This window comes from Streptomyces sp. a15, from assembly GCF_059026085.1.
The window spans coordinates 13,429-39,112 of the sequence record NZ_JBWLKM010000075.1; the positions used below are offsets into that span (position 1 = coordinate 13,429).

31 protein-coding genes and 1 pseudogene are annotated in these 25,684 nt (G+C 69.9%); 15 read left to right on the forward strand and 17 right to left on the reverse strand.

What is annotated here, in order from left to right; all coding sequences use genetic code 11:
* Nucleotides 1-80 precede the first annotated feature (80 nt).
* On the forward strand, nucleotides 81-269 hold the full coding sequence (locus tag AC5P09_RS41250) for a hypothetical protein (protein WP_266437402.1): 189 nt from the start codon (nucleotides 81-83) through the stop codon (nucleotides 267-269).
* A gap of 35 nt (nucleotides 270-304) precedes the next feature.
* On the opposite strand, the gene AC5P09_RS41255 is transcribed toward AC5P09_RS41250, so the two are convergent.
* Entirely contained in the window at nucleotides 305-1,222 is a 918-nt protein-coding gene (locus tag AC5P09_RS41255; protein WP_493878832.1) for a winged helix-turn-helix domain-containing protein, read from the reverse strand.
* A gap of 154 nt (nucleotides 1,223-1,376) precedes the next feature.
* Here AC5P09_RS41255 and AC5P09_RS41260 point away from each other — a divergent pair, with 154 nt between their 5' ends.
* Entirely contained in the window at nucleotides 1,377-1,562 is a 186-nt protein-coding gene (locus AC5P09_RS41260; RefSeq protein WP_266437398.1) for a hypothetical protein, read from the forward strand.
* A 252-nt stretch (nucleotides 1,563-1,814) separates the two neighbouring features.
* On the opposite strand, the gene AC5P09_RS41265 is transcribed toward AC5P09_RS41260, so the two are convergent.
* The 3 genes and pseudogenes from AC5P09_RS41265 to AC5P09_RS41275 form a co-directional block, all read right to left on the reverse strand.
* Nucleotides 1,815-3,086, reverse strand: coding sequence for a GNAT family N-acetyltransferase (locus AC5P09_RS41265; protein WP_493878833.1), 1,272 nt, complete (start codon nucleotides 3,084-3,086; stop codon nucleotides 1,815-1,817).
* A 201-nt stretch (nucleotides 3,087-3,287) separates the two neighbouring features.
* Nucleotides 3,288-4,297 (reverse strand): annotated as a pseudogene (locus tag AC5P09_RS41270) (asparaginase).
* A 111-nt stretch (nucleotides 4,298-4,408) separates the two neighbouring features.
* Nucleotides 4,409-4,978 (reverse strand): RsiG family protein, encoded by a 570-nt coding sequence (locus AC5P09_RS41275; RefSeq protein WP_493878834.1) that lies wholly within the window; start codon nucleotides 4,976-4,978, stop codon nucleotides 4,409-4,411.
* A 155-nt stretch (nucleotides 4,979-5,133) separates the two neighbouring features.
* Between AC5P09_RS41275 and dtd the strand changes: the two genes are divergently transcribed.
* On the forward strand, nucleotides 5,134-5,571 hold the full coding sequence (dtd, locus tag AC5P09_RS41280) for a D-aminoacyl-tRNA deacylase (protein ID WP_493878835.1): 438 nt from the start codon (nucleotides 5,134-5,136) through the stop codon (nucleotides 5,569-5,571).
* Between the two features lie 11 nt (nucleotides 5,572-5,582).
* On the opposite strand, the gene ygfZ is transcribed toward dtd, so the two are convergent.
* The 5 genes from ygfZ to AC5P09_RS41305 form a co-directional block, all read right to left on the reverse strand.
* Complete coding sequence (ygfZ, locus tag AC5P09_RS41285) at nucleotides 5,583-6,548, reverse strand: CAF17-like 4Fe-4S cluster assembly/insertion protein YgfZ (RefSeq protein WP_493878836.1); 966 nt, start codon at nucleotides 6,546-6,548, stop codon at nucleotides 5,583-5,585.
* 10 nt (nucleotides 6,549-6,558) lie between these two features.
* Nucleotides 6,559-6,996 (reverse strand): Fur family transcriptional regulator, encoded by a 438-nt coding sequence (locus tag AC5P09_RS41290; protein ID WP_266437384.1) that lies wholly within the window; start codon nucleotides 6,994-6,996, stop codon nucleotides 6,559-6,561.
* 16 nt (nucleotides 6,997-7,012) lie between these two features.
* Nucleotides 7,013-7,588 carry a heme-binding beta-barrel domain-containing protein gene (locus AC5P09_RS41295; protein WP_493878837.1) on the reverse strand — a complete coding sequence of 192 codons (576 nt, stop codon included), beginning with the start codon at nucleotides 7,586-7,588 and terminating at the stop codon, nucleotides 7,013-7,015.
* Nucleotides 7,589-7,842: 254 nt separating this feature from the next.
* A complete protein-coding gene (locus AC5P09_RS41300) occupies nucleotides 7,843-8,040 on the reverse strand; it encodes a DUF397 domain-containing protein (RefSeq protein WP_493878838.1) in 198 nt (65 codons plus the stop codon).
* Entirely contained in the window at nucleotides 8,022-8,864 is an 843-nt protein-coding gene (locus tag AC5P09_RS41305) for a helix-turn-helix domain-containing protein (protein ID WP_493878839.1), read from the reverse strand. Before AC5P09_RS41305 ends, AC5P09_RS41300 begins: the two co-directional genes overlap by 19 nt.
* Before the next feature lie 175 nt (nucleotides 8,865-9,039).
* Between AC5P09_RS41305 and AC5P09_RS41310 the strand changes: the two genes are divergently transcribed.
* Genes AC5P09_RS41310 through AC5P09_RS41320 form a run of 3 tightly spaced genes read left to right on the forward strand, consistent with a single transcriptional unit; the run spans nucleotide 9,040 to nucleotide 10,049 of the window.
* Nucleotides 9,040-9,411, forward strand: a complete 372-nt coding sequence (locus AC5P09_RS41310) for a hypothetical protein (RefSeq protein WP_493878840.1) — start codon at nucleotides 9,040-9,042, stop codon at nucleotides 9,409-9,411.
* A complete protein-coding gene (locus tag AC5P09_RS41315; RefSeq protein ID WP_493878841.1) occupies nucleotides 9,408-9,665 on the forward strand; it encodes a hypothetical protein in 258 nt (85 codons plus the stop codon). The genes AC5P09_RS41310 and AC5P09_RS41315 overlap by 4 nt, the downstream gene beginning before the upstream one ends.
* A 21-nt stretch (nucleotides 9,666-9,686) precedes the next feature.
* Nucleotides 9,687-10,049 (forward strand): DsrE family protein, encoded by a 363-nt coding sequence (locus tag AC5P09_RS41320; protein ID WP_493878842.1) that lies wholly within the window; start codon nucleotides 9,687-9,689, stop codon nucleotides 10,047-10,049.
* Here AC5P09_RS41320 and AC5P09_RS41325 read toward each other — a convergent pair.
* From AC5P09_RS41325 to AC5P09_RS41360, 8 genes are all read right to left on the reverse strand, one after another.
* On the reverse strand, nucleotides 10,043-10,423 hold the full coding sequence (locus AC5P09_RS41325; protein ID WP_493878843.1) for a VOC family protein: 381 nt from the start codon (nucleotides 10,421-10,423) through the stop codon (nucleotides 10,043-10,045). The genes AC5P09_RS41320 and AC5P09_RS41325 overlap by 7 nt on opposite strands.
* A 9-nt stretch (nucleotides 10,424-10,432) precedes the next feature.
* Complete coding sequence (locus AC5P09_RS41330) at nucleotides 10,433-10,693, reverse strand: DUF3099 domain-containing protein (protein ID WP_493878844.1); 261 nt, start codon at nucleotides 10,691-10,693, stop codon at nucleotides 10,433-10,435.
* Nucleotides 10,694-10,785: 92 nt separating this feature from the next.
* Nucleotides 10,786-11,073, reverse strand: a complete 288-nt coding sequence (locus tag AC5P09_RS41335; RefSeq protein ID WP_004986406.1) for a DUF1416 domain-containing protein — start codon at nucleotides 11,071-11,073, stop codon at nucleotides 10,786-10,788.
* Nucleotides 11,074-11,103: 30 nt separating this feature from the next.
* A complete protein-coding gene (locus AC5P09_RS41340; protein WP_493878845.1) occupies nucleotides 11,104-11,943 on the reverse strand; it encodes a sulfurtransferase in 840 nt (279 codons plus the stop codon).
* 428 nt (nucleotides 11,944-12,371) lie between these two features.
* A complete protein-coding gene (locus tag AC5P09_RS41345; RefSeq protein WP_493878846.1) occupies nucleotides 12,372-13,109 on the reverse strand; it encodes an LmeA family phospholipid-binding protein in 738 nt (245 codons plus the stop codon).
* A gap of 161 nt (nucleotides 13,110-13,270) precedes the next feature.
* Nucleotides 13,271-14,407, reverse strand: a complete 1,137-nt coding sequence (locus AC5P09_RS41350) for a hypothetical protein (protein ID WP_493878847.1) — start codon at nucleotides 14,405-14,407, stop codon at nucleotides 13,271-13,273.
* A 2-nt stretch (nucleotides 14,408-14,409) separates the two neighbouring features.
* Entirely contained in the window at nucleotides 14,410-14,664 is a 255-nt protein-coding gene (locus AC5P09_RS41355; protein ID WP_493878848.1) for a MoaD/ThiS family protein, read from the reverse strand.
* Nucleotides 14,665-14,701: 37 nt separating this feature from the next.
* Nucleotides 14,702-15,595 (reverse strand): alpha/beta hydrolase, encoded by an 894-nt coding sequence (locus tag AC5P09_RS41360; protein ID WP_493878849.1) that lies wholly within the window; start codon nucleotides 15,593-15,595, stop codon nucleotides 14,702-14,704.
* A gap of 179 nt (nucleotides 15,596-15,774) precedes the next feature.
* On the opposite strand from AC5P09_RS41360, the gene AC5P09_RS41365 reads away from it, so the two are divergent.
* The 9 genes from AC5P09_RS41365 to AC5P09_RS41405 form a co-directional block, all read left to right on the forward strand.
* On the forward strand, nucleotides 15,775-16,563 hold the full coding sequence (locus tag AC5P09_RS41365; RefSeq protein ID WP_493878850.1) for a winged helix-turn-helix transcriptional regulator: 789 nt from the start codon (nucleotides 15,775-15,777) through the stop codon (nucleotides 16,561-16,563).
* Nucleotides 16,564-16,648: 85 nt separating this feature from the next.
* Nucleotides 16,649-17,671: a LacI family DNA-binding transcriptional regulator gene (locus AC5P09_RS41370; protein ID WP_266437356.1), complete on the forward strand. Its 1,023-nt coding sequence runs from the start codon at nucleotides 16,649-16,651 to the stop codon at nucleotides 17,669-17,671.
* A 212-nt stretch (nucleotides 17,672-17,883) separates the two neighbouring features.
* Nucleotides 17,884-19,074: a S1C family serine protease gene (locus AC5P09_RS41375; RefSeq protein ID WP_493878851.1), complete on the forward strand. Its 1,191-nt coding sequence runs from the start codon at nucleotides 17,884-17,886 to the stop codon at nucleotides 19,072-19,074.
* A 34-nt stretch (nucleotides 19,075-19,108) separates the two neighbouring features.
* The gene (locus tag AC5P09_RS41380) at nucleotides 19,109-19,291 is read left to right on the forward strand and encodes a hypothetical protein (RefSeq protein ID WP_493878852.1); all 183 of its coding nucleotides are present in this window, start codon (nucleotides 19,109-19,111) and stop codon (nucleotides 19,289-19,291) included.
* A gap of 115 nt (nucleotides 19,292-19,406) precedes the next feature.
* Entirely contained in the window at nucleotides 19,407-20,144 is a 738-nt protein-coding gene (locus AC5P09_RS41385; protein WP_411151934.1) for a response regulator transcription factor, read from the forward strand.
* Nucleotides 20,141-21,604, forward strand: a complete 1,464-nt coding sequence (locus AC5P09_RS41390) for a HAMP domain-containing sensor histidine kinase (protein WP_493878853.1) — start codon at nucleotides 20,141-20,143, stop codon at nucleotides 21,602-21,604. Before AC5P09_RS41385 ends, AC5P09_RS41390 begins: the two co-directional genes overlap by 4 nt.
* Before the next feature lie 20 nt (nucleotides 21,605-21,624).
* Nucleotides 21,625-22,563 carry an aminoglycoside phosphotransferase family protein gene (locus tag AC5P09_RS41395; protein WP_493878854.1) on the forward strand — a complete coding sequence of 313 codons (939 nt, stop codon included), beginning with the start codon at nucleotides 21,625-21,627 and terminating at the stop codon, nucleotides 22,561-22,563.
* Between the two features lie 161 nt (nucleotides 22,564-22,724).
* Nucleotides 22,725-23,603: a hypothetical protein gene (locus AC5P09_RS41400; protein WP_493878855.1), complete on the forward strand. Its 879-nt coding sequence runs from the start codon at nucleotides 22,725-22,727 to the stop codon at nucleotides 23,601-23,603.
* Nucleotides 23,604-23,711: 108 nt separating this feature from the next.
* Nucleotides 23,712-25,684, forward strand: a 1,973-nt coding sequence (locus tag AC5P09_RS41405) for a pectinesterase family protein (RefSeq protein WP_493878856.1), incomplete at its 3' end; no start/stop codon positions are given.

The window sequence follows — 25,684 nt, forward strand, 5'->3', positions numbered from 1 at the left end:
TTGGTTGCCAACTTGGTCAAGTTGGCGGAAGTTTTGCCTCCTGTTCCGTCCCGCCCCGGAAGCCCGAAGGGGGAACCACCGTGCCTGTCCTCGCCCTCATCGCCGCAGTGTTCGTCGTCGGCATCGAGCAGACCGTCCAGTGGAAGTACGGTTTCGCCGGCATCGCCGGACTGCTCCTGCTCACCATAGGCATCAAGGCCAAGAGCCCGGCCGTCAGCTCCGTCGGGGCGGTCATGCTCGCGTTGCTGGTCACGAGGCCCTCCCTATGACCGAACGGCGCCCCGATCAGCCCCTGTGGGAGACCTCAGCTCGTGAGCAGCAGCTCCGAACTGATCGTCTCCCACAGTGCGTTGAACCACAGATGGGACTGCTCGACGAAGGTCGTGTCCCGCAGGTCGGTGCCCTGCGCGAAGGCGAACAGCATCGACCGGGTGCCCTCGGCGTCGTACATCTCCAGCTGCTCGTGGTCGATCTCCTCCGCGCGCCGCATCAGCAGGTAGTACGCGAACAGCGCCTCCGTGCCGTTGAGCAGGTACAGCTTCACCGGCGGGGTGAAGGGCAGCGCGCGGAACGTGACGTGCACGTCGATGCCGTGGGTGGCGCGCAGGGCGAGCAGGTTGTGCTTCAGGACCTGGCCCTGGGCGTTGCGGTGGGCCAGCCAGCGCTGGTGGACCGGGGCGCCCTCGCCGTGCCCCTCGACCGGGACCGGGAAGGCGAGGTCGATGTCCCGGCTCGGCAGCAGGACGCGGACGTCGATCTTGGCCGGTTTCAGCTGTCCGGCGTGGATCTGGCGCAGCGGTTCGCCGATGGCGAGCGTGAGGGAGACGGAGGTCAGACACAGGGCGTCGATCTCGACGTGCGGGGCCGCGAAGGCGGCCGCGATACGGGGAGCGAGGGCCACCGTGGTGGGTTGCGGCGGGGCCCCGCGGCCGGCCGGCATCCCGCCCAGGCCCAGGTCGGGGGCCACGGTCGCGGGGCTTCCCTTGGAAACGTTGGTCAGCAGGTGCTCCGACTGCAGGATGTACAGCGCCTGCCGTACGACCCCCCGCTCGACCCCGAACTCGTCGGCCAGCCTGGCCTGCGTGGGCATGCGCTGGCCAGGCCGCAGTGCCCCGGACCGGATCCGGGCACGCAGCTCGTCGGCCACCTCGCGATGTGTCCTCAGTGGCCGTTGTGCCCTCTTCCGCCCATTGACGGCGGCGTGTTTCGGGTCCACGGCCAAACACTACAACTTCCCGCCATCTTTGGGCAGTTCAAGTGAAGGTGGTTATGAGTCGCTTCCAAGTGGAGAGAAGTACAGTGAAGTTGGTCGCCAACTTGAGCAACATGGTCAAACTTTCACAAGGTTGGCCACCGCCCGAACAAGGGGGACCGCCATGCCGCTCATCGCCCTCGTCATCGCCGCCCTCGCCGTCGGCTTCGAACAGCTTGTCCAGTGGAAGTGGGGGGCGATGGGCATCATCGCCTTCGTCGCCCTGACCGTCGGCGTCAAGGCCAAGAGTGTCGCGATCGGCGGCATCGGAGCGGTCATCCTCGTGATGCTGCTCGCCCAGTCCGGCTGATCGGGCTCCCTTCCGGAGGGGAGCCGGGAGCCTGGTCGGTCTGCACAGTCACAACTGAAGATCGTCAGCATCGAGCACAGTCACAACTCAACATCGTCACGACAGGCACCACCGCACAGCCACAACTCCATAGCTCGCTACGGATACCGCACAGCCACAACTGAACAGCTCGCTACGGATGCAGAGCAGTAAGCAGAGCAGTAAGCAGAGCAGCAATCACCAAGCAGCACCGTCGTCGGCCGAAGGGAGGTCTCAGAACATGTCCGGGCACCAAGGTCGCCTGGACGTACGCAGCAGGGCGTCGGCCAACCGGGCGGCGCCCGCTCGTTCTTCCCGGACCCGGCCCAGCGCCGCCAGCCGCACCGCGGACTCGTCGCCCAGCCACAGGGTCGCCAGCTCGCCGGCCTCCAGCGTGAGGTCGGCGTTCTGCTGCGTCGGCGTACAGGATCCGCCCGCCGCCGACGCCTCCAGCCGGTAGCGTCCGCCGGCCAGGCCGTCCCGGTCGGCCACCTCGAGGACCAGCGAGCCCTCACCGGCGTACGTCCGCGCCTCCAGCGCCCGTACGACGTCCAGGATCCGCACCCACAGCCAGTCGCCCTGGGTGGTGGCCGTGGCCGCCCTCGGGTTCGGCAGGAGGAACGGGAGCAGGTCGTCGGGGGCCCGCCAGCCGCTCTTCACCTTCGTGACCCAGTCGATCGAGCAGAGGTAGCGCCACAGGGCGCGCTCGGCGGTCGGGGTCGCCGCGAGCAGCCACCTCACGGAAACCGTGTCGTGCGGCTGCTTGCCGTGCCAGTTGTCGTCGGCCGCGTACGAGACCAGGCCCTCGACCTCGCCGTCCGCCGAGCGGTACACCGCGTAGTGCGGCTCGGTCCACGACGGGTCGAACCGTACGGCACCGGTGTTGACCCGCCACCACTGCTCGTCGCGGCTGACCGCGCCGGGCTGGGCGCGGCGCACCCGCTCGTGGAGTTCGGGGCCGAGCTTGCGGACGTCCTCGCCGTCCACGAGGTCGATACGGCCGCCGTCCTCAGGGCTGCCGGAGCGGCGGGGGTCGAGGCCGGTGCGCGGGACGTCGACCGTCCACTCGGTCATCCAGGTGGCGGGGCCGAAGCCGTAGCGGCCGTAGATCTGGTACTCGGCGGCGATCAGGGTGGCGACGACGTCGCCGCGGTCCTTCGCGGCCGCCAGGTCCTGGGCCATCATGCGGGTGAGCAGGCCGCGGCGGCGGTGGGTGGCGGTGACAGTGACGGCGCTGACGGCACTGGCGGGGACGGGTGCGCCGCCGACGGCCGTGAGTTCCTGCGTGAAGGACTTGAAGGTGGCGACGCAGCGGCCCTTGTCGAAGGCGCCGAGGTAGCGGCCGGGTTCGCCGGTCTCGAACTGGGCGCGGCGGGCTTCGAGTTCCGTCTCGGATGGGAAGGGCTCGCGCAGGAAGCCGGTGTTCACCGCGCGGAGCCAGTCGGGGAACTCGGACTCGGTGATGGGGCGGACGTCTATGTCGGGGCGGCGGCTCGGATGGGTCATGAGATCACGGTAGGCGGGTGGCGGGGTGGTGTCGCGGGGGTTTCCTCGCCCCCGCCGCCCCTACCCGTCCCATCCTCCAGGGGCGCTGCCCCTTCGACCCCGTACCAGGGGGCTCCGCCCCCTGGACCCCCGGGACCTTTGCCCACCCACCACCCGTCTCGGTCGGACAAAAGGGTGCACCTTGAAAAGCCGCCCCGCCCCTCAGAACGCCGCCCGAATCTCCCCCACCACCCGTCCCCCGCCCTCCAGCGGCGCCCGCCCGATCCGCTCCACCACCGGCGAATCCACCCCCATCAGCTCCAGCGCCCGCCCCAGCACCGGCCCCAGCGCACGCCCGCCCCCGTCCTCCACCTTGAAGGCCAGCGCGCGCCCGTCCGGCAGGGCGACCGCCTGGACCGCCTCGGCGCCCATCTTCGACAGGGCGCCCGGGACCTCACGCATCAGCCAGGTGTCGGGGCGGCGGGTGCCGGCGACGTACTCGGGGTGGGCGCGCATGGCGTCCGCGACCCGGCGTTCGGCCGTGCCGGGGTCGGCGCGGACGAAGGTGCGGTAGGCGCGGGCCAGGCCGGTCAGGCTGATCGCCATCAGAGGCGCCCCGCAGCCGTCCGTGCCCACCGCGGCCACCTTCTCGCCGGCCGCTTCCTCCACACCCCTGTGGATGAGCTGCTGCAAGGGATGGTCGGCCGCGAGATACGTCTCCAGGGGCCAGTCCCGCAGCGCGCTCACCGCCAGCATCGCCGTGTGCTTGCCGGAGCAGTTCATGGTCACGCGGGAGCGCACCGCGCCGGACGCCAGATACGTCTCCCGCTCCTCCGCGTCCAGCGGCAGGTCCGGCGGGCACTGGAGCAGGGAGGCGTCCAGCCCGTGCTCGTCCAGCATCTTCTGGACCAGGTCGCGGTGGAAGGACTCCCCGATGGGGGTCCCCCCGGCTCGAGCGAAGCCGAGAGCTGGGGGAGGCTGGCCGCGGCCAGCGCCAGCCGCTCCCCCGCCAGGTCCAGGCCCGCCCGCAGCACGCCCGCCGCCTGCATCGGCTTGTTGGAGGACCGCGGGAAGACCGGGGACGTCACATCGCCGAGCGCCAGCTCCACCGCCCCGTCCGCGTCCAGCAGGACCAGACTGCCCCGGTGCCGCCCCTCGACGAACCCGGAGCGCACGACCTCGGCGAGGACGGGCGGTATGGCAGGCAGGGCGGCGGAACGTGACTCGGGCATCGGCGGTGGCCTTCCGGAAGTCGGCAGATCGGCAGATCGGCAATCGGCAGATCACGAGATCGGGTGACCCGCCCTCGCGGCAGGCCCGGGATCGCCGGTACGGCCGCCGCCTCAGGTGAGCAGGTCGGCGACCTGTGCTTCCCCTTCACGGTACCTGCGGGCGATCTCCGCGCTGCAGTCGTCGGCCGTGCGCTGCAGCCGCTGCCGGCGCCGGGACACCTGCTGCTCGTACCGCACCAGCCGCCCCATCGCGGTGTTCAGCTCCAGGTCGGTCCGCGCCCCCAGGTCCGACAGCTCGACCTCGGCGAGCATCTCCGCGGCCAGCAGCCGGTACTCCTCGCGGTGCGGGGTGCCCAAGGTCACATGGCGGGCGGAGGAACGGATCCGGGCCGGGGCGTCGGTGAGGATCTCCGACAGCCGGTCGACCACGGCCGCCGCCCCCGCGGGGGACCGCCGGACCAGCTCCGCCCGCAGGATGTCGATACGGCCCTGGAGCAGCCGCCGTACGTAGCTGAGGTCGGCCTCGTCCCGCTGGGCGTCCCGGCGCAGGGTGCGCAGTTCGGGCAGGCTCAGCACGGCCAGGTCGGGCCCGGTCGGGTCGGCGGGCAGCAGCGGGCTGCCCGTGCGCTGCACGGGGGGCCGCTGGGTGCCCAGCCGCCCCTCGGTACTCGGTGTGCTCATGTGTCTCTACCGTCCCCTCGACCGGATGTGGAAGCATCGTGCCACCCCAAGTGGCCGCTATGTGACCGAGTGCCCCTGATCGGCCCCAGATGGGCGGTTAAGGATCAGAAATAGGTACGGGCGGAGCACCGCCGGCGGCCCGGCATGATGGTCGTATGCGTGCAGTGGTGCAGAGGGTGGACGGCGCGAGCGTCGTCGTGGACGGGGAACACGGTCCGGAAACAGTCGGGGAGATCAGCGGCGAGGGACTGTGCGTCCTGGTCGGCGTGACCCACGAGGACACCAAGGAGAAGGCGGCCCAGCTCGCCCGCAAACTCTGGTCGATCCGCATGCTGGCCGACGAGCGGTCGTGCAGCGACATCGACGCCCCGCTCCTCGTCATCAGCCAGTTCACGCTCTACGGCGACGCCCGCAAGGGCCGCCGCCCCACCTGGAACGCGGCCGCCCCCGGCGATGTCGCCGAGCCCCTCGTCGACGAGGTGGTCGCCCAGCTGCGCTCGCTGGGGGCGACGGTTCAAACGGGCCGCTTCGGCGCGAAGATGCGGGTGTCACTGACGAACGACGGCCCGTTCACCGTACTGATCGAGATCTGAGCCCGGAAAACCTAAGGCTCTACGACGACTTCCTGGGCGGCGGCCGTCGTGTCGGCCAGCAGCCGCGCGTCCAAAGGCACGTTCCGCTTCACCAGTGCCAGCGCGACCGGCCCCAGCTCGTGGTGGCGTACGGACGTCGTGATGAAGCCGATCTTGCGGCCGTCGGCGCCCTCGTCCGCGAGGCGGATGTCCGTGCCGGCGGTCGGGAGGTAGACCTCGCTGCCGTCGAGGTGGAGGAAGACGAGCCGGCGCGGCGGCTTGCCGAGGTTCTGCACCCGGGCGACCGTCTCCTGCCCCCGGTAGCAGCCCTTCTGCAGGTGCACGGCCGTGTCGATCCAGCCCAGCTCGTGCGGGATGGTGCGGTGGTCGGTCTCGAAGCCGAGGCGGGGTCGGTGGTGCTCGACGCGCAGCGCCTCGTACGCCAGGATCCCGGCCGCGGGGCCGGACTTCTCGGCGTACGACTCCAGGTCCGCGCGCGGCAGGAAGAGATCACGGCCGTACGCCGTCTCGCGGACGACGACGCCCTCGGGCACCTCGGCGATGGAACCGGCCGGCAGGTGGACGATCGCGATGTCGGCGGTACGGTCGGCGACTTCCACCCGGTAGAAGAACTTCATCGACTCCAGGTAGGCGATCAGCGCGTCCTGGGTGCCGGGCTCGACGTGGATCCAGACCGTCGCGCCGTCGTCCACCAGGTACAGGGCGTGCTCGATGTGGCCGTGCGCGGACAGGATCAGGGCCTCGGTGGCCTGTCCCGTGGGGAGGTCGCTGACGTGCTGGGTGAGGAGCAGGTGCAGCCAGCTCAGCCGGTCGTCACCGGTGACGGCGACGACCCCGCGGTGCGAGAGATCGACGAAACCGGTGCCGTCGGCGAGGGCGCGCTGCTCACGGAACAGGTCGCCGTAGTGGGCGGCGACGCCTTCGTCCACACCCTCGGCGGGGACGGCGCCGGACAGGGACAGCAGGGGGCTCTTCATGTGTATAAGCCTACGACTCGGTAGTTGAACCCTTCAGAGAACAGTCCTTGCACCGGCCGAAGATCGCGAAGTGCTTCATGTCGGTCTCGAAGCCGAACTCCTTGCGGAGCTTGGCGGTGAACTCGGCGGCCACCGAGATGTCGGCCTCGATGACGTTCGTGCAGTCGCGGCAGACCAGATGGATGTGGTGGTGCCGGTCGGCCAGGTGGTACGTCGGCGCACCGTGCCCCAGATGGGCATGGCTGACCAGCCCGAGCTCCTCCAGGAGCTCCAGCGTCCGGTACACGGTGGAAATGTTGACCCCCGACGCGGTCTTCCTCACCTCGATGAGGATGTCGTCGGGGGTCGCGTGCTCCAGGGTGTCCACGGCTTCGAGCACAAGCTGACGCTGCGGCGTCAGCCGATAGCCGCGCTGCCTGAGGTCGCTCTTCCAATCGGTGCTCACCACACCAGAGAGTCTAGGACTACTTGAAGAACGCGATGCCGTCGTCCGGCATGTCGTCGGGCAGGGCCCTGGCCCAGCGCTCGACGTCCTCGGGGGTGACGACCTTCTTCAGGTGGGCCGACATGTAGGGGCGCAGCTCGACCTCGGGGGTCTGCTTCTCGCCGACCCACATGAGGTCGCTGTTGACGTAGCCGTACAGCCGCTTGCCGCCGGTGTACGGGCCGGAGGCGGCCGTACGGGCCACCGCGTCCGTGACCAGGTCGATCTGCGGCTTCTGCTTGGCCAGCTCGCCGTACCAGATCTCGACGACACCGTCGTCGCGGACCATGGTGACCTCGACCTTGCGGTCGGCGTCGACCCGCCAGAAGCCGGACTCGGACTCCAGCGGGCGGACCTTGTTGCCGTCCTTGTCGAGCACCCAGGTGTGGGAGTGGTACTCCAGGAAGTCCCGGCCGTCGTGCGTGAAGGTGACCTCCTGTCCGAAGTTGCACTTCTCGGAACCGGGGAAGTCGTGCACGCCCGCGCCAGCCCAGTTGCCGAGCAGGAAGACGAGGGGGACCAGGTCCTTGTGGAGGTCGGACGGGATCTCGATCATGAGCAGCAGTTCCTAGCAGCAGTTCCTACGTGGGTCAGCGCTGGCCCTGGTACAGCTTCTTCACGGTCAGTCCGGCAAAGGCGAGCACGCCGACGGCGACCAGGACCAGCAGGACTTCGAAGAAAACCTCAAGCACGGAGTGCTCCTCGGACGATCGTGGATGGCAGTACACAGTGGGATGGCGGTACACAAAAGCCGGGCCCCAGCTTACGCGGCCGGAGCCCGGGACTCCTTGTGAGGTCCGCTGTCCGCCCTCAGCCCCTCTTGGCCCCGCCCACGAAGGCGACCCAGGCGGCGGCGCCGAAGACGAGGGGCGTACGGGCGGTGTCCTTGCTGTCACGAACGGGGACGAGGGCGGGGAGGTCGTCGGAGACCTCGACGCACTGGCCGCCGTCCGTGTTGCTGTAGCTGCTCTTGCGCCACGTCACGCCGTTCAGGTCGATGGCTCGCACGGCAATTCCTCCAACTTCCGCAGGATGAACGTCCGCGACTCGGCGGCGCTCAGCGCCAGGTCGCGTACCGCATCATAGGCACGGAGCAGGCGTTCAACCCTCCCTGTTTCCTCGACCAGTTCGCCCCATACGTCGTTCTCCGCGTATGCCACCGTGCGGCCGTCCAGCAGCCGCAGGAACATCACGTCGCTGTTCACCAGGCCATGCAGTCCGGTGCCGAACGGCAGCACCTGGAGGGTGATGTTCGGGCGCTCCGACATCCGCACCAGGTACTCCAGCTGCTCACGCCAGTCACCGGGGTCGCGCAGTGCGTTGTGCAGCACCGCCTCGGCGAGAACCACGCGGAACGGCGGCGGGTCGTCCGACTCCAGCACCAACCGCCGCCCCAGGCGGGCATCGACCTGCTGGTCCAGCTCCGGGCTCTGGAGACCGCCCGCCGTGAGCGCCTCCCGCACGAACCCGACGGTCTGGAGTAGGCCAGGAGGCATGATCACGCCGTAGTGCCACAGGCTTGTCGCCTCCGCCTCCAGCACCATGTACCGCCGGTACTGCTCCTTGAACTGCGTCGGGTCCGCCATCGCCAACTCCCACAGGGTCAGCAGCATCACCGACGTCCCGTAGAACTGGTCCAGCGCCTGGGCGATCTCGGGGCCGCCCAGCGTGTGCCCGTTCTCCAGCTTGCTGAACGTCGACGCGTCCCAGCCCACCGCGTCCGCCAACTCCCGCAGACTCAGCCCCCTTTCGGCCCGCAACAACCGCACTTCCTCCGCGAACCGCAGCCTCGGTTCCTGACTCCTGCCCGTGATCGCCCGCCTCGGCGGCATCCCGTCCCTCCGTCCCCTGCTGTTGAATTTGTGGAATTTGGAGCGCCCTGCGTTGAATTTGCGGCCGTTTCTGTCGCGACCCCTCTCCGCCCTGCGTCATGCTCGTACCACCTCGGAATACGCAGAGTAGTGCAACTGTCGCATTGCGTAAGGAAGTTCCGCAAAAGGAGGCCTTATGGAACCCGGAACGCTGTTTTACGACCCCGCCACCGACAAGGTCGGCGCCTACCAGGACCGGTCGGGGCCGTACGCGCTGCTGCGTCCCGTCGGCGGGGGCCGGGAGTGGCAGGCGGACCCCGCGGCTCTGCGCCCGGCCACCGACCGGGAGCGGCTGAGCGCCGGCGTCCGCGCGGCCAACGACCGCACGCGGGCCACGCCGCCCGGTTCCGACGCCCTGAGCCGGCCCCCGCGACCGGTGCCGGGCTGCCAGGTCTGTGCGGACCTGGACGGGCACCGCGAGGCCGCGCGGGCGGCGTACGACCACAGCGCCGAGACGGACGCGAACGTGCTGCTGCGGCAGCACCAGCGGCAGGAGCACGGCGCGTGACCGGGCCGGGGAAGTGCCGGTGCGAGCGGCCGGTGAACAAGCGGATCGTGCGGGTGCCGCCCGCCTTCGCGGTGCCGCCGGCCCTCCTGGGGACACACCCGCCGCGAACCGACCCCGTCCCCGACCCCGTCCCCGACCCCACACCGGCGCCTCGCCTCCGGCGCGATCGGGACGACGCCTTCTGGAGCGGCGTGCTCACGGCGGTGAGTGTCATGGGGCTGCTGGCGACCGTCTGCCTCCACCTACTGCTGTAGAGCACGCACTACTCTTCCGGCATGGCGAAGAAGCTCGTGATCAAGGTGACGGCGGGGGCGGATGCCCCCGAGCGGTGCTCGCAGGCGTTCACGGTGGCGGCGGTGGCCGTGGCCAGCGGCGTCGACGTCTCCCTGTGGCTGACCGGCGAGTCCGCGTGGTTCGCCCTCCCGGGCCGGGCGGCGGAGTTCGAGCTGCCTCACGCGGCCCCGCTGCCCGACCTCCTCGGCTCGGTCCTCGCGGCCGGCCGCGTCACCCTGTGCACCCAGTGCGCGGCCCGCCGGGACATCACGGAGAAGGACGTCATCGAGGGCGTACGGATCGCGGGCGCCCAGGTGTTCGTCCAGGAGGCGTTGGGGGACGAGACGCAGGCGCTCGTCTACTGAGACGCCTGCGTCCACAGGCAGAACGGGTGGCCCGCCGGGTCGAAGAACACACGTACGTCGTCCTGGGGCTGGTACTCGGCGAGCCGCGCCCCCTCCGCCAGGGCCCGCGCGGTCTCGTTCCGCAGGTCGTCGACTTCGATGTCGAGGTGCAGCATCATCTGTTGGTCGCCGGGCTTGCGGCTGGGCCAGACGGGCGGCACGTACTCAGGCTCGGTCTGGAAGGACAGGCCCGTGCCGCCGCCGGGCGGGCCGATGAGCACCCAGTCGGGCTCCTCGGCTCGGACGACGTAGCCGAGCAGCCGCATGTAGAACCCGGCCAGCAGATGTGCGTCGGGGGCGTCGAGTACGACTGTCGAGAGCCTGATGGGCGACATGCGCCCTTCCTACTGCCGCCGCCTCTTCCCGTCCAGCTCGTCCCACCAGTCGTCGGACTTCGGGTCGCCGGAGGGGTCGTCCCACCAGCGGTCGTCCGGGCCGCGACGATTGGCGATCATGGCGGCGACCGGAGGGATGACCATGGCGACCACGCACATCCCCACCGCCACGGGAACCGACCAGAGACGCACGACTCCCCAGGCCAGGACGAAGAGCCCGATACAGGTCCCCATCATGACGAAGTAGACGTGTCGGCGCCGTGCGTACATGGCTCCAGGGTAGGTCCGTGGCCGGGTATGCCGAAGGGCCGCAGCCCGGTGTCCAACCCCGGGGTGCGGCCCTTCAGTCGTCAGGTTCTGCCTCAGACCGCGATCGCGACCTCGGCGAGACCGCCCTGCTGCGCGACGACCGTGCGGTCGGCCGTGCCGCCGGGCACGAGGGCGCGTACGGTCCAGGTGCCCTCGGCCGCGTAGAAGCGGAACTGGCCCGTCGCGGACGTCGGGACCTCCGCGGTGAACTCGCCGGTCGAGTCCAGCAGACGGACGTAACCGGTCACCGGCTCGCCGTCGCGGGTCACCTGACCCTGGATCGTGGTCTCACCGGGCTTGATCGTCGAGGCGTCCGGGCCGCCGGCCTTCGCTCCACACATGTCTGTCTCCAGAGGTCGTTCAGGTCGGGGTTACTTGTTGGCGCCGAGCTCGATCGGCACGCCCACGAGGGAGCCGTACTCGGTCCAGGAGCCGTCGTAGTTCTTGACGTTCTCCACACCGAGCAGCTCGTGCAGGACGAACCAGGTCAGCGCGGAGCGCTCACCGATGCGGCAGTAGGCGATGGTGTCCTTGGCGAGGTCGACCTGCTCCTCGGCGTAGAGCTCCTTGAGCTCCTCGTCCGACTTGAAGGTGCCGTCGTCGTTGGCGTTCTTCGACCACGGGATGTTGCGGGCGGACGGGACGTGACCCGGGCGCTGCGACTGCTCCTGCGGCAGGTGGGCGGGGGCCAGCAGCTTGCCGGAGAACTCGTCGGGCGAACGCACGTCGACCAGGTTCTGCGCACCGATCGCGGCGACGACGTCGTCACGGAAGGCGCGGATCGCGGTGTTCTGCGGCTTGGCCTTGTACTCGGTCGTGGGGCGCTCGGGCACGTCCTCGACCAGCTCGCGGGCGTCCAGTTCCCACTTCTTGCGGCCGCCGTCGAGAAGCTTGACGTTCTCGTGGCCGTACAGCTTGAAGTACCAGTAGGCGTACGACGCGAACCAGTTGTTGTTGCCGCCGTAGAGGATCACTAGCGTGTCGTTGGCGATGCCCTTGGCCGACAGGAGCTTCTCGAAGCCCTCCTGGTCGACGAAGTCACGGCGGACCGGGTCCTGGAGGTCCTTGGTCCAGTCGATGCGGATCGCGTTGCGGATGTGGTTCTTCTCGTAGGCGGACGTGTCCTCGTCCACCTCGACGACGGCGATGCTGGGGTTGTCGAGGTTGGCCTCGACCCAGTCGGCGTCGACCAGGACGTCGCTGCGGCTCATGCTCTTTCTCCTCCGGGGCAGTTACGGCGGGGCGTGCAAGTGAGAGGGGCGCGCGGACAGACCGTGAGCGGCGCACGCGCGCGGATGCCCTGGGCAGGGCGGCGGGGGATGCGGAAGGCGACGCTTCCGCTCAGAAGGTGCGACAGAGCATGGCGGAGACGCGGCACAGGTCTACTGCCCGCCGCTTCGTGAGATCCGCCTGTCCCCGTGGCCGGAGGACACTCAAAGTGCACTGCATGGGCTCGATCGTAGGGACGGACAGGTGCGCGTGTCACCGGCGTGTCGTATTTTGAGACGCGATCGTCCGGGATGTGAGAAAAGGAGTCCGCCCGGGCCGTGGGGACACGGTTCCCGGGCGGATGTATCCGTCGTCACAGCTGCGGTACGGACGGCGGCGTCTCGCGTGTCGGACAGCCTCGTCAGGCTGGTTACCCGGCCAGCCGGACGTTCGAACCCTTCACCGTGATCTCCACACCGTTCTGCGCCGCCTGCACCTTGTCGAGCTGGATGCCGCCGGGCAGCCCGTCGATCTTCTGCTCGAAGTCGGTGACCGTACGGGCCCGGTTCTCGACGAGGTCGACGCCGGCGAACGAGGGCAGCGTGTCGGCGTGCACCTTCACGGTGTCGCCCTCGGCGGTGACCGTGCTGAGCACGTAGACCGGCTCCGGCAGCTTCGTGCCGAGCACCGTCGCGTCGATCTCGACCTTGATCTTGCCGTTGCCGCCGTCGGAGAGGCCGACGATCTCGGCGGTGACGCCGGGGGCGACCTGCGTGGGCTCGGCCTTGGCGGTCTTGAGCAGCTCGTCGTACGTGATGGACGCGGTGCCGGTGGCGCTGTCGGCGACGGCGGAGCTGTAGTCGCCGGAGAACTCGACGCCCTTCATGTTCGCCTTGAGGTCGTCGATACGGATCGTCCCGTCGGTGGTACCGGTGTCCGCCTCGTAGTCCTTGATGCCGACCTCGACGTCGTCGAGCACGCCGCCGACGACCTGGGTGAGGAAGGGGAAGCCCTTGATGGAGACGTCGGGGGTGACGGCCAGGCCCTCGGTCGTCTTCAGCTTGTCCGCCGCCTCGTCCTCCGCGAAGTTGACCGCGAGACGGTCGGCGAGGACGAAGAGGCCGCCGATGATCACGACGAGGATCAGAAGTATTCGCAGTGCGCGCATGCGGTGTGTCCCCCACGACGGCGGTCAGACGACGGTCGGTTGACGGACGGGTGGCCGTCGAGCGTGAGAGTAACCCCGTGCCGGACAGGGGCCGGGGAATTGTCGATCAGCTGTGACAGCTGTGACAGGAGCGACAGGAGCGACGGACCGCCCGGCAGCGTTCAGGCCAGCGCCCGCCCCAGCACGTAGACCGCCGGTGCGGCCGCCGCCAGCGGCAGTGCCACGCCCGCCGTGAAGTGCACGAACCTCGACGGGTAGTCGTAGCTCGCCACCCGGTGGCCGATCAGCGCGCACACCGCCGCGCCCCCGCCCAGCAGCGCGCCCTTCGCGCCGAGCCCCGTCAGCTGGCCGACCGCGATCCCCGCGCCCGCCGCGGCGAGCAGGGAGACGGCCACCGAGGCCGGGGTCGGCAGCGGCAGCGCGCGGGCCAGGACGGCCACCGCCACCGCGGCCGCGCCGACCGTGACCGCGTCCGGTTCGGCCGCGAGGTGGCCGGCCGCGATGATCGCCAGGGCCGCCGAGGCGACCGTCGCCATCAGGCCGTGCATCCGCTCGTCCGGTCCGGCGTGCGAGCGCAGCTGGAGGACGAGGGAGAGCAGGACCCAGACGCCCAGCGTGCCGAGGATCGCGGCGGGCCCGTGCTCCCGGCCGGCCGCGAGGAGCACGGCGTCCGCCGCCAGCGCGCCCAGGAACGCCAGCGCGATGCCCTGCCGGGCGGGCCACATGCCGTTGAGCCGGAACCAGCCGGCCGCCGTGACGGCCTGGAGGACGACGAGCGGTACGAGGAGGGCGTACGACCCGATGGCCGCCGTACCGGACAGGAGCAGGCCGAGCAGCGCGGTGAGCGCGGCGGGCTGCATGCCGGGCTCGATGACCGGGGAACGCCCCTCGAGGCGGGCCCGCTGCGCGTCGGTGATCCGGGCGTTGCCGGCGACGGTGGCGGGGCCGTAGCCGGAGGTCGTCTCCCCGGTCGCGGGCGTCCGGGGGGCTTGGGGTGCTTGGGGCGCCTGCGCTTGGGGCTGCGTCCCCCCGTAGGACGCGTACGCCGGCTGCACGGGCGCCTGCTGCGGCATGTACGCCGTCTCGGCCGGCGTCGGCGACTGGACAGGCGGCACGGCCTGCACCGGCTGCTGGACCTGCGTCTCCCAGGTCTGCCCCTGCCACTGCTGGGTGTACTGCTGGGCGGCCTGCGGATCCTCGTAGGCCTGCTGCCAGTAGGGGTCGTACCCCTCGTATCCCTCGTACCCCTGTTGGTACGGGGCAGGGCCCGTACCGCCGTCATACGGCTGGTCGCTCATCGTCACCCTCCTGCGAACGGCGGCAGCACCTCGACCGTGCCGCCGTCGGCCAGCCGTACGGTCTCATGTCCGCGGGTGCCCACGGGGTCACCGTCGACGAGGAACGAGCATCGCTGCAGGACGCGCACGAGTTCGCCGGGGTGTCGCCCGCGCACGGCGTCGAGCGCCTCGGCGAGCGTGACCGCGTCGAACGGCTCCTCGGCGATCCCGGCCGCGGCCTTCGCGGCCGCCCAGTAGCGCACCGTGACCTTTGACATCGGGTTCCTCAATCAATCGGCGGTGTACACGGTCAGGCTAGCCCGGCTGTGAGAGCGCCCAGTCCCCGATCCGGGCCAGCAGCTCGTCGGTGGCCGCGTGCTCGGCGTGGCCCATGCCGGGCTCCAGCCAGAGTTCGCCGTGGTCACCGGCGGCGGTGGCCAGCATGCGGGGGTGGTCGACCGGGAAGTAGCCGTCCTGCTCGCCGTGGACGACGAGCAGGGGCGTCGGCGCGATCCGCGGCACCGCCTCCACCGGGGACAGCGGCACCGGGTCCCAGTCCCGGTGATGGATGCGCGTCCGCAGCCCGTAGCGGCCCACCAGGCGGCCCTCGGGGCGCGTTACCAGCCAGTGCAGGCGGCGCATAGGGGCCGTGCCCCGGTAGTACCAGCGGGCGGGAGCGCTCACCGAAACCACCGCGTCCGTTCCCGCTTCCGTGCGCCCCTCGCGCCCCGCTCGCTCCGATCCTCGCTCCGATCCTTCCGGCGGGAACAGCGCCGCGTGCCGCAGCACCACCGAGCCGCCCATGGAGAAGCCGACGGTGGCCACGCGCGCGTGCCCGAAGGAGCGCGCCCACTCCACCGCGGCGGCGAGATCGAGCACCTCCTTGTCGCCGACCGTCGAGCGCCCCCCGGAGGCGCCGTGGCCGCGGAAGGAGAAGGTGACCACGGCCCCGTACTGGGCGAACGCCTGCGCGATGCGGCGGACGTGCGGGCGGTCCACGTCGCCGGTGAAACCGTGCGCGATGACGAACACCAGGTCACGGGAAGGTGGCCGTCCGGCGTCGTATACGACCACTCCCGGGTCGTATACGGAATCAATGGAAATCCCATCGGCGGTGTACAGAAACGTCCGCAAAGGTGCGCGTCTGCTCGTCTCGGAGTTCGGACGAACGGTGGAACGCGCCACATGACCTGCCGCTCCGGTGCTCATGTGGGCTATTCTCCTAGGCAGAGGACTCGGGCAGCGTAGCCCCCGGGTCCTTTTGTGCTTTCGGACGCGATGTATACGAAGCGGAAAACCGCAGGTGTACGGGCCCCGGGATCGCAGAGCAGTCCGCAGTGCCGCAGTGCCGCAAACGTCCTCGCAGGGACCGAGGAGGAACCAGACGTATGAGTTCTCTGCTGCTCCTGACCAATGCCCTCCAGCCGTCGACGGAGGTGCTTCCCGCCCTCGGCCTGCTTCTGCACAACGTGCGAGTGGCTCCGGCCGAAGGCCCCGCCCTCGTCGACACCCCGGGCGCCGACGTCATCCTCATCGACGGACGCCGCGACCTCCCCCAGGTCCGCAGCCTGTGCCAGCTGCTGCGGTCCACCGGACCCGGCTGTCCACTCATCCTCGTAGTGACCGAGGGCGGCCTCGCGGCCGTCACCGCCGACTGGGGCATCGACGACGTCCTGCTGGACACCGCCGGACCGGCGGAGGTCGAGGCGCGCCTGCGCCTGGCCATGGGCCGCCAGCAGATCGTCAACGACGACTCCCCCATGGAGATCCGCAACGGCGACCTGTCGGTCGACGAGGCGACCTACTCCGCCAAGCTCAAGGGCCGCGTCCTTGACCTCACCTTCAAGGAGTTCGAGCTCCTGAAGTACCTCGCCCAGCACCCGGGCCGCGTCTTCACGCGCGCTCAGCTGCTGCAGGAGGTCTGGGGCTACGACTACTTCGGCGGCACCCGCACGGTCGACGTGCACGTACGACGACTGCGCGCCAAGCTCGGACCCGAGCACGAGTCGCTGATCGGGACCGTCCGGAACGTCGGTTATCGATTCGTTACGCCGGAGAAGGCCGACCGCACCTCGGACGAGGCGAAGGCCAAGGCGGCCCAGGCGGGCCCCGCAAAGCCGGAGGATGCGGACGAGGCGGCCGCTCTGGACGGCACGGAGATCCCGGCGGAGGCATAGCGGCCGCTCGGGCGGGGCTCGCCTACGCACCGGTAGCCTCCTTGACGCCCTGCCCAGAGCGGGTCCATCCGCGTAGACTCCGCGCGTGGCCAAGGTAACCAGGGATGATGTGGCGCGACTGGCGGGTACGTCGACCGCCGTCGTCAGCTATGTCATCAACAACGGACCCCGGCCGGTTGCCCCGGCCACGCGCGAGCGTGTCCTCGCCGCGATCAAGGAACTGGGCTACCGGCCCGACCGGGTCGCCCAGGCGATGGCGTCCCGGCGTACGGACCTCATAGGCCTGATCGTGCCGGACGCGCGCCAGCCCTTCTTCGGGGAGATGGCGCACGCGGTCGAACAGGCCGCGTCCGAGCGCGGAAAAATGGTGCTCGTCGGCAACTCCGACTACATCGGCGAGCGCGAGGTCCACTATCTGCGGGCCTTCCTCGGGATGCGCGTCTCGGGCCTGATCCTCGTCAGCCACGCGCTGAACGACAACGCCGCCGCCGAGATCGATGCCTGGGACGCCCGCGTGGTCCTGCTGCACGAGCGGCCCGAGGCCATCGACGACGTCGCCGTCGTCACGGACGACCTGGGCGGCGCCCACCTCGCCGTGACCCATCTGCTGGAGCACGGCTACGAGTACGTCGCCTGTATGGGCGGCATAGCGGAGACCCCGTCGGTCGGCGACCCGGTCTCCGACCACGTCGAGGGCTGGCGGCGCGCCATGTCCGAGGCCGGGGTGTCCACGGAGGGCCGGCTCTTCGAGGCCCTGTACAACCGCTACGACGCCTACCAGGCCGCCCTCAAGATCCTCTCCGGGCCCAATCGCCCGCCCGCGATCTTCTGCTCCACCGACGACCAGGCGATCGGCCTGCTGCGCGCGGCGCGCGAGCTGCGCATCGACGTCCCCGGCGAGCTGGCGGTGGCCGGCTTCGACGACATCAAGGAAGCGGCCCTCGCCGACCCGCCGCTGACAACGATCGCATCGGACCGCTCCGCGATGGCACGGGCCGCGGTCGACCTCGTCCTCGACGACGGGCTGCGGGTGGCCGGGTCCCGGCGGGAGCGGCTGAAGGTGTTCCCGTCGCGGCTGGTGGTCCGGCACTCCTGCGGCTGCGTGTGACGGCAGTTCTGCGGCTGCGTGTGACGGCAGTTCTGCGGCTGCGTGTGACGGCTGCGGGTGCGTCCCGCAGGACTCCGGCGGGCTCGCTGAGGGTTTTCTGAGAGAGTCCCCCAAGCTGCCAGAAGCGTCTTTATATCGGACGTACGAGGTTCTGCCGGGCTTCTCAGGGAGCACTCAGGGAGCTCTCATGGTCGACGGACAAGCTGCTTGTCATGACCGAGAGCTTCCGCCGCAGCGGCGAGTACGAGAACCCCGAGCAGTCCCAGGGTCACGGCGACCAGGCCGCGTACCCCCAGCAGCAGGCCGCCTCCCCCGTGAACCCCGAGTGGCCGCCCCCGCCGGCGCACGAGCCCGTGCAGCCGGTCACCGTCGAGCCGGGCACCACCGTGTGGCCGGGCCAGGCCTCGCAGGCGTCCGCGCCGTCCGGGTTCGCGGCCTCGGGTGCCTACGGCGGCGGTGACGGCAACGGTGGCGGCGGTACGGCCGTGATGACGGCGGTCCCCGCCGAGCCCGCGCCGCCGGCCCACAAGAAGCGCACCCGGGGCCCGATCGCCCTGCTCGCCGCCGTGGCGATCGTCGCCGCGGCGATAGGCGGCGGTACCGCGTACGGCATCCAGGAACTGACCGGCAACGACACGGTCGCCTCCAGCAGCACCAGCACCACCGTGGTGCCGTCCGCCGACAAGGGCACGGTCGCCGGAGTGGCCAAGGCGGTCAGTCCGAGCATCGTCGAGATCAACGCCACCTCCAACGCCGGCGAGTCCACCGGCTCCGGCGTGATCATCACGAGCGACGGCGAGATCATCACCAACAACCACGTCGTGTCCGGCGCCTCCTCGATCAAGGTGAGCACCAGCGACGGCAAGACCTACACCGCGAAGGTCGTCGGCACCGACAGCAAGAAGGACCTCGCCCTGATCAAGCTGGAGAACGCCTCCGGCCTGACCGTGGCCACCCTCGGCGACTCCAGCGGCGTCCAGGTCGGCGACACGGTCGTGGCGATCGGCTCCCCCGAGGGTCTGACCGGCACCGTCACCAGCGGCATCGTCTCCGCCCTCAACCGTGACGTGACCGTCTCGACCGACGAGAGCCAGGGCCAGCAGCAGGACGGCAGCGGCCAGTGGCCGTTCGAGTTCGGCGGCCAGCAGTTCAACGGCGACACCGGTTCCTCGACCACCACGTACAAGGCGCTCCAGACGGACGCCTCGCTGAACCCCGGCAACTCCGGCGGCGCGCTCATCGACATGAACGGCAACATCATCGGCATCAACTCCGCGATGTACTCGGCCGCCGACGCCACCAGCTCGTCGAGCGCCGGCAGCGTGGGCCTCGGCTTCGCCATCCCGATCAACACCGTCAAGTCCGACCTGCCCACACTGCGGGCCGGCGGTTCCGACAGCTGAACCCCACCCGAACCGGCTTCGTAGGGAGTACGTCATGTTCAAGCAGGTTTCGCACACGGTGGCCGGCACCGACCCGGCCGGCTTCGCCCTGGCCCTTGAGGTGGCGTACGAGCTGCACGCGCCGGTGACGACGCGGGCGCCCGAGGTGGCCACCGTCGCCCACGCCATGGGCCGCCGCGCGAAGGCCGCCGCCCGCCGCCGTACCGTGCGCGGCTGATCCCACCCGACTCTTCCTTCAGCGGCAGCAGGGAAACATGCGAGGCTGAAAGCGTTCAGCGCCCCCAGTTCTGTTGTCCCCTGTTGTCCCACCGCACCCGAGGAATCCGAAGCCCATGAGCCCCGCCGAAGGCGACCGTGACACCCAGCGCATCCTGATCGTCGACGACGAGCCGGCGGTGCGCGAAGCACTCCAGCGCAGCCTCGCCTTCGAGGGCTACGACACGGAGGTCGCGGTCGACGGCGCGGACGCCCTGGAGAAGGCGACCGCGTACCAGCCCGACCTGGTCGTCCTCGACATCCAGATGCCCCGCATGGACGGCCTCACCGCCGCCCGCCGGATCCGCGGGGCGGGCGACACCACCCCCATCCTGATGCTGACGGCCCGCGACACGGTCGGCGACCGGGTGACGGGCCTGGACGCCGGGGCCGACGACTACCTGGTCAAGCCCTTCGAACTCGACGAACTCTTCGCCCGCGTCCGCGCGCTGCTGCGCCGCAGCTCGTATGCGGCGGCGGCCGGGGCGGGTTCGGCGGCGGACGACGAGGCGCTCACCTTCGCGGACCTGCGCATGGACCTCGCGACGCGGGAGGTCACCCGTGCCGGGCGGCCCGTGGAGCTGACCCGCACCGAGTTCACGCTCCTCGAGATGTTCATGGCCCACCCGCGCCAGGTCCTCACGCGCGAGCAGATCCTCAAGGCGGTCTGGGGCTTCGACTTCGAGCCGTCCTCCAACTCCCTCGACGTGTACGTCATGTACCTCCGCCGCAAGACCGAGGCGGGCGGCGAGCCGCGGCTCGTGCACACGGTGCGGGGTGTGGGGTATGTGTTGCGGCAGGGCGGGGCGGAGTGAACAGGGTTGTGCGGCGGTTCCGTACGCTTCCCATTCGGGCGCGGCTGTCGATGCTGGTCGCTTCGGCGGTGGCGTTTGCGGTGGCGGCGGTTTCGGTCACCTGTTGGTTCATCGTGCAGGGGAAGCTGTACGAGGAGCTGAACAGCGACTTGCAGTCGTCGTTCCGCGGTATGTCGGCGGCACAGTTCGCTCAGCTCACCACGACCTGCGTCCAGGAACCCTCGTCGGACCCGTTCGGCGGAGGGCGCCTCAGGGGCTACGCGCAGATCGTCAGTGCTGACGGCAAGGTCTGTCTCCTGAGCGGCTCCACGGCCCAGGTGAAGATCACCAGCGGTGACAAGGCCGTGGCCAAGAATCCCGACCCCAACTCCGACACCTTCCGCAACGGCACCGACAGCGACGGCAACGCCGTACGCGTGATGACCACAGGACTCGTCATCAAGGACGGTCCTGTCACTCAGGGCGTGGTCGCCAACTACGCCTTCCTCGTCGCCGTCCCGCTCAAGGGAACCCAGTCCACCCTCAACGAACTTGCCCTGATCCTCCTCCTCGTCTCCGGCATCGGAGTCGTCGGCGCCGGAGCAGCCGGCCTCGCAGTGGCCCGCGCCGGCCTCCGCCCCGTCGACAAGCTCACCGAAGCCGTCGAACACGTGGCCCGCACCGACGACCTGCACATCCGCATCCCCGTGGAGGACGACAGCGAGGACGAGGTCGCCCGCCTCTCCCGGTCCTTCAACTCGATGACCTCGTCCCTCGCCAACTCCCGCGAGCTCCAGCAGCAGCTCATCGCCGACGCCGGTCACGAACTCCGCACCCCCCTCACCTCCCTCCGCACCAACATCGAGCTCCTCACCCGCAGCGAGGAGACCGGCCGCCCCATCCCCGAGGCCGACCGCAAGGCGCTCCTCGCCTCCGTCAAGGCGCAGATGACCGAGCTGGCCGCCCTCATCGGCGACTTGCAGGAGCTGTCCCGCTCGGAGGGGCAGCGGGGCGAACGCCTTCAGGTGGTGTCGCTGGAGGACACCGTCGAGTCGGCGCTCCGCCGGGCACGGCTCCGCGGTCCCGAGCTGACGATCACCGTCGACCTCCAGCCCTGGTACGTCCGCGCGGAACCGGCCGCCCTGGAGCGCGCGGTCGTCAACATCCTGGACAACGCGGTGAAGTTCAGCCCCGAGGGCGGCAGCGTCGAGGTGCAGCTCGCCCACGGTGTGCTCACCGTCCGCGACCACGGCCCCGGCATCCCCGCCGAGGAACTCCCGCACGTCTTCGACCGCTTCTGGCGCTCCCCCAGCGCCCGCGCCCTGCCCGGCTCCGGTCTCGGCCTGTCGATCGTCGCCCGTACGGTCCAGCAGGCCGGCGGCGAGGTGAGCCTGGCCCGCGCGGAGGGCGGCGGCACGGTGGCGACCGTACGACTGCCGGGGGCGCCGACGCCGCCGCCGGAAGCCCCCGCCGTCGAGTGACTCTCGCGTAGGGTGCCCGGATGATTGCGGTACCGGAGACGTTCGTACGGACCACCGTCGATCGCGAGGGAGCGGCGGGAGCGGCCTGGATCGCCGAACTGCCGGGCCTCGTGGACGAGTTGCTGGAGCGCTGGGCGTGCGCGCCGGACGGTGAGGTGACGCACGGCGGCGTCGGCCTCATCGTCCCCGTGCGACGGAAGGACGGCGCGGACGCCGTGCTGAAGGTGTCGTTCCCGCATCCCGGCAACGTCCACGAGCCGGACGCGTTCGCCGTGTGGGACGGGCGCGGTGCCGTACGGCTCCACGCGCGCGACGACCTGCGGTTCGCGATGCTGTTGGAGCGGGCGCGGCCGCAGACGCTGGCGGAGGCCGAGGCCGGCGACGAGGACGAGATCGTGACCGTCGCGGGGCGGCTCAACCGTCGGCTGGCCGTACCCGCGCCGAGCGGGCCGCCGGAGCTGCCCCGGCTGCGGGATCGGGTCGACGCGTGGGAGCGGGAACTGTGCACCGATGCCCGGGAGCTGGCGCACACCATGTCGAGCCGGGTGCTGGACGCCGCCCTCGCCACCGTCCGCGAGCTGGGTCGCCTACAGCCGGAGACCCTCGTCCACGGCGACCTCCACGCCCGCAACATCCTGCGCGCCGACCGCGAGCCGTGGCTGGCCGTCGACCCCAAGGGGTACGTGGGAGACCCCGCCTACGACGGCGGCACCCTGCTCAAGTCACGCTTCCTGGCCCTCCTCGAGGCGGACGACCTGTCCAAGGCCGTCCACCGTGCCCTGGACGTCTTCGCCGAGTCCGCGGAACTCGACCGCGAACGCGTCCGGCGCTGGGCGCAGTTCCATGCGGTCGAGACGGCGTTCCACGGGCGCCGGCACGGGTTCCGGGTCGCCCGGGGAGGCCGGGGGCGGGACTGGCTCGTCCAATTCGCCGAAGAATTGGCGCAGTTGCTTGCGTGAAGCGGAAACGGACATAGGGCGACAGACATCCCCGCTGGCTGTCGATGTCCTGTCATCCTTATCGAGTTTCTGACCCTACCCGTGAGTACTCTGCGACGTTCCTGGTTGTCAGACAGGTGCCGTCGGCACCCGAGCACAGCACTCAGGAGTGAGCCACCCCCATGCGACTCATTCGCAAATCGACGCTCAAGAAGAGCGTCAAGAAGAGCGCCCTGATCACCGCCTCCACCGCCCTCGCCCTGACCGGCCTGCTGGTCAGCACCGGCTCCGCGCAGGCGGCCGGCAACGGCCCGGGCGGCGCGACGAACATCCGGGGCACGGACCCCGGCAACACCGACCTGATGATCGAGCGGCTCTGTGAGCAGGAGGGGAGCCTGACGGGCGTCTACGGCGCCCTCAACGTCGACACCGGCGAGTTCAAGACCCGGGACGAGTACCTGGACGACGTGTTCCCCCTCTGGGAGCCCGTCGGGCCCTGGGAGACCTTCCGCGGCTGGTGCGGCTACGCGGAGGCCTCGACCTGGTCCATCAAGGGCGAGCCGGTCCGCACCTCACCGTGGATCGGCAACCGGGGATCGAAGGACGACAAGGAGACCTTCGTCAACAGCTACAGCACCAAGACCTTCGCCAAGAAGAGCGTCGGCGCCTCGATCAGCCTCTCCATAGCGAAGAGCATCTTCTCGGGCACCGCGGGCGGCAGCGCCGGCTACGAGTGGGGCTGGGAGAAGACCTCGTCCTTCGAGCGCCGCAGCGAGAAGACCATCCCGCCGTGCACCCAGGTCGCCGTGACGTGGACGCCGTACCAGCGCGTGGTCCGGGTGAATCCGATCTTCTACGTCGAGGACTACCAGTGGAACAAGGACCCCTCCAGCAGGGACAACATGCGGACCGTGCACAGTTGGCGCGACCGGGGCTACAACACGATCTACTCGTACGGCTACTACATCGACGGCACCTCCGACAAGCTCCTGCCCAACGGCCAGCCCGACGGCCGTGAGGACAAGGTCGAGGAGAAGCTGGACCCGAAGACCTGCGCCTGATCCGGGCCCGAGCCCACTGATCCCGACCGGCGCGGCAACCTTTTCCTCACCGGCTCCGACAAGCAAGTGACGTGATCCCCCTGTCACTTGACTCGATCGGAAACCGCCGTGAGTGAAACCCGCAGCAAGCCCCGCCACCGCAGAAGGAAGACCGCGCTGGCGGTCGGCGTCCCCCTGGCGCTGACCGCCGCCGGCACCCTCGCCTACGGCACCGACTTCGGCGTCTTCGGCGAGGACGCTCAGCGCACGGCCTCCGCGGCCACCGCCGCCCCCGCCTGGGCTACCGCCACCGCCGACGGCTTCGCGTCCGTCAACGCCCTGGGCCAGAACGGGACGTACGGCGGCCGGGACGGCAAGACGGTCACGGTGAAGACCCTCGCCGACCTGGAGAAGTACGCCACCGCCGCCGAGCCGTACGTCATCGTCGTGGCCGCGACGATCAACATGAACCCGGTCGGCAAGGAGATCAAGGTCGCCTCCGACAAGACGATCGTCGGGTCCGGGACCTCCGGGCACATCGTCGGCGGCGGGTTCTTCCTCGGCTCCGGCGTCCACAACGTGATCATCCGGAACCTGACGATCCGGGACGCGTACCAGGGCATCTGGAACGACAAGGACCACGACTTCGACGCGATCCAGATGGACGGCGCCCACCACGTCTGGATCGACCACAACGACCTGCGGAACATGGCCGACGGTCTCATCGACGTCCGCAAGGACAGCACGTACGTCACCGTCTCCTGGAACAAGCTGAGCAACGACAACAAGGCCTTCGGCATCGGCTGGACCACGAACGTCGTCACCGACATCACGATCCACCACAACTGGATCCGCGAGACCGAGCAGCGCAACCCGTCGACGGACAACGCCGCCCACGCGCACCTCTACAACAACTTCCTGGAGGACGTGGCCGGGACCACGATCAAGTCCTCCTACGGCAACTACTCGCGCGGCGCGACGAAGATGCTCCTGGAGAACTCCTACTTCCAGGGCATGAACAACCCGGTCATCAAGGACAGCACCGCGAGCATCGTCCAGAAGGGCAACACGTTCGTCTCCACGACCGGGCGCAACGAGAGCGGCGGTACGGCCTTCGACCCGAAGACGTACTACGCGTACACGGCGGACAAGACGGCGGATGTGCCTGCACTGCTCAAGTCGGGGGCGGGACCGCGCAGTTCCATCGGTACGACGGCGACCACCAAGGCGGCCGCTGCCACCACCCTCACCGTCGCCAAGGACGGCAGCGGCCAGTACTCGACCGTGCAGGCCGCGGTGAACGCCGTACCGGCGAACAACGCCTCGCGGGTCGTCATCGCGGTGAAGCCGGGGACGTACCGCGAGCTGGTGAAGGTTCCCTCCAACAAGCCGCACGTCACGATCCAGGGGACGGGCGGCAGCCGCAAGGACACGGTGATCGTCTACAACAACGCGTCGGGGACGCAGAAGCCCGACGGCTCCGGCACCTACGGCACCGGCGGCAGCGCCACCGTCGCCGTCGAGGCCGACGACTTCCAGGCCCGGAACCTGACCATCACCAACGACTTCGACGAGGCCGCGAACCAGTCCCTCTCCGGCCACCAGGCGGTCGCCCTGCGCACGGCAGCCGACAAGGTCTTCCTGGACTCGGTCATCGTCAACGGCGACCAGGACACACTGCTGCTGGACACGGCCGCCAAGGACAAGCTCGGCCGCGTCTACGTCTCGAACTCCTACGTCACCGGCAACGTCGACTTCATCTTCGGCCGGGCGACGGCAGTGATCGACAAGTCGGTCATCACCCTGAAGAAGCGCTGGAACGGCACCTCGGCGGGCTACATCACAGCCCCGAGCACCGCCGCCAACCGCAAGGGCATCCTGATCGCCAACTCCACCGTGAACGGCGACGTCTCCTCGGCGTCCTTCTACCTGGGCCGCCCCTGGCACGCCGGCGGCGACGCCACCCTCGACCCGCAGACCACGGTCCGCAACACCACCCTCAGCGCCGCGATCAGGTCCACCCCCTGGACCGACATGAGCGGCTTCTCCTGGAAGGACGACCGCTTCGCCGAGTACAAGAACACCGGCGCGGGCGCGGGTTC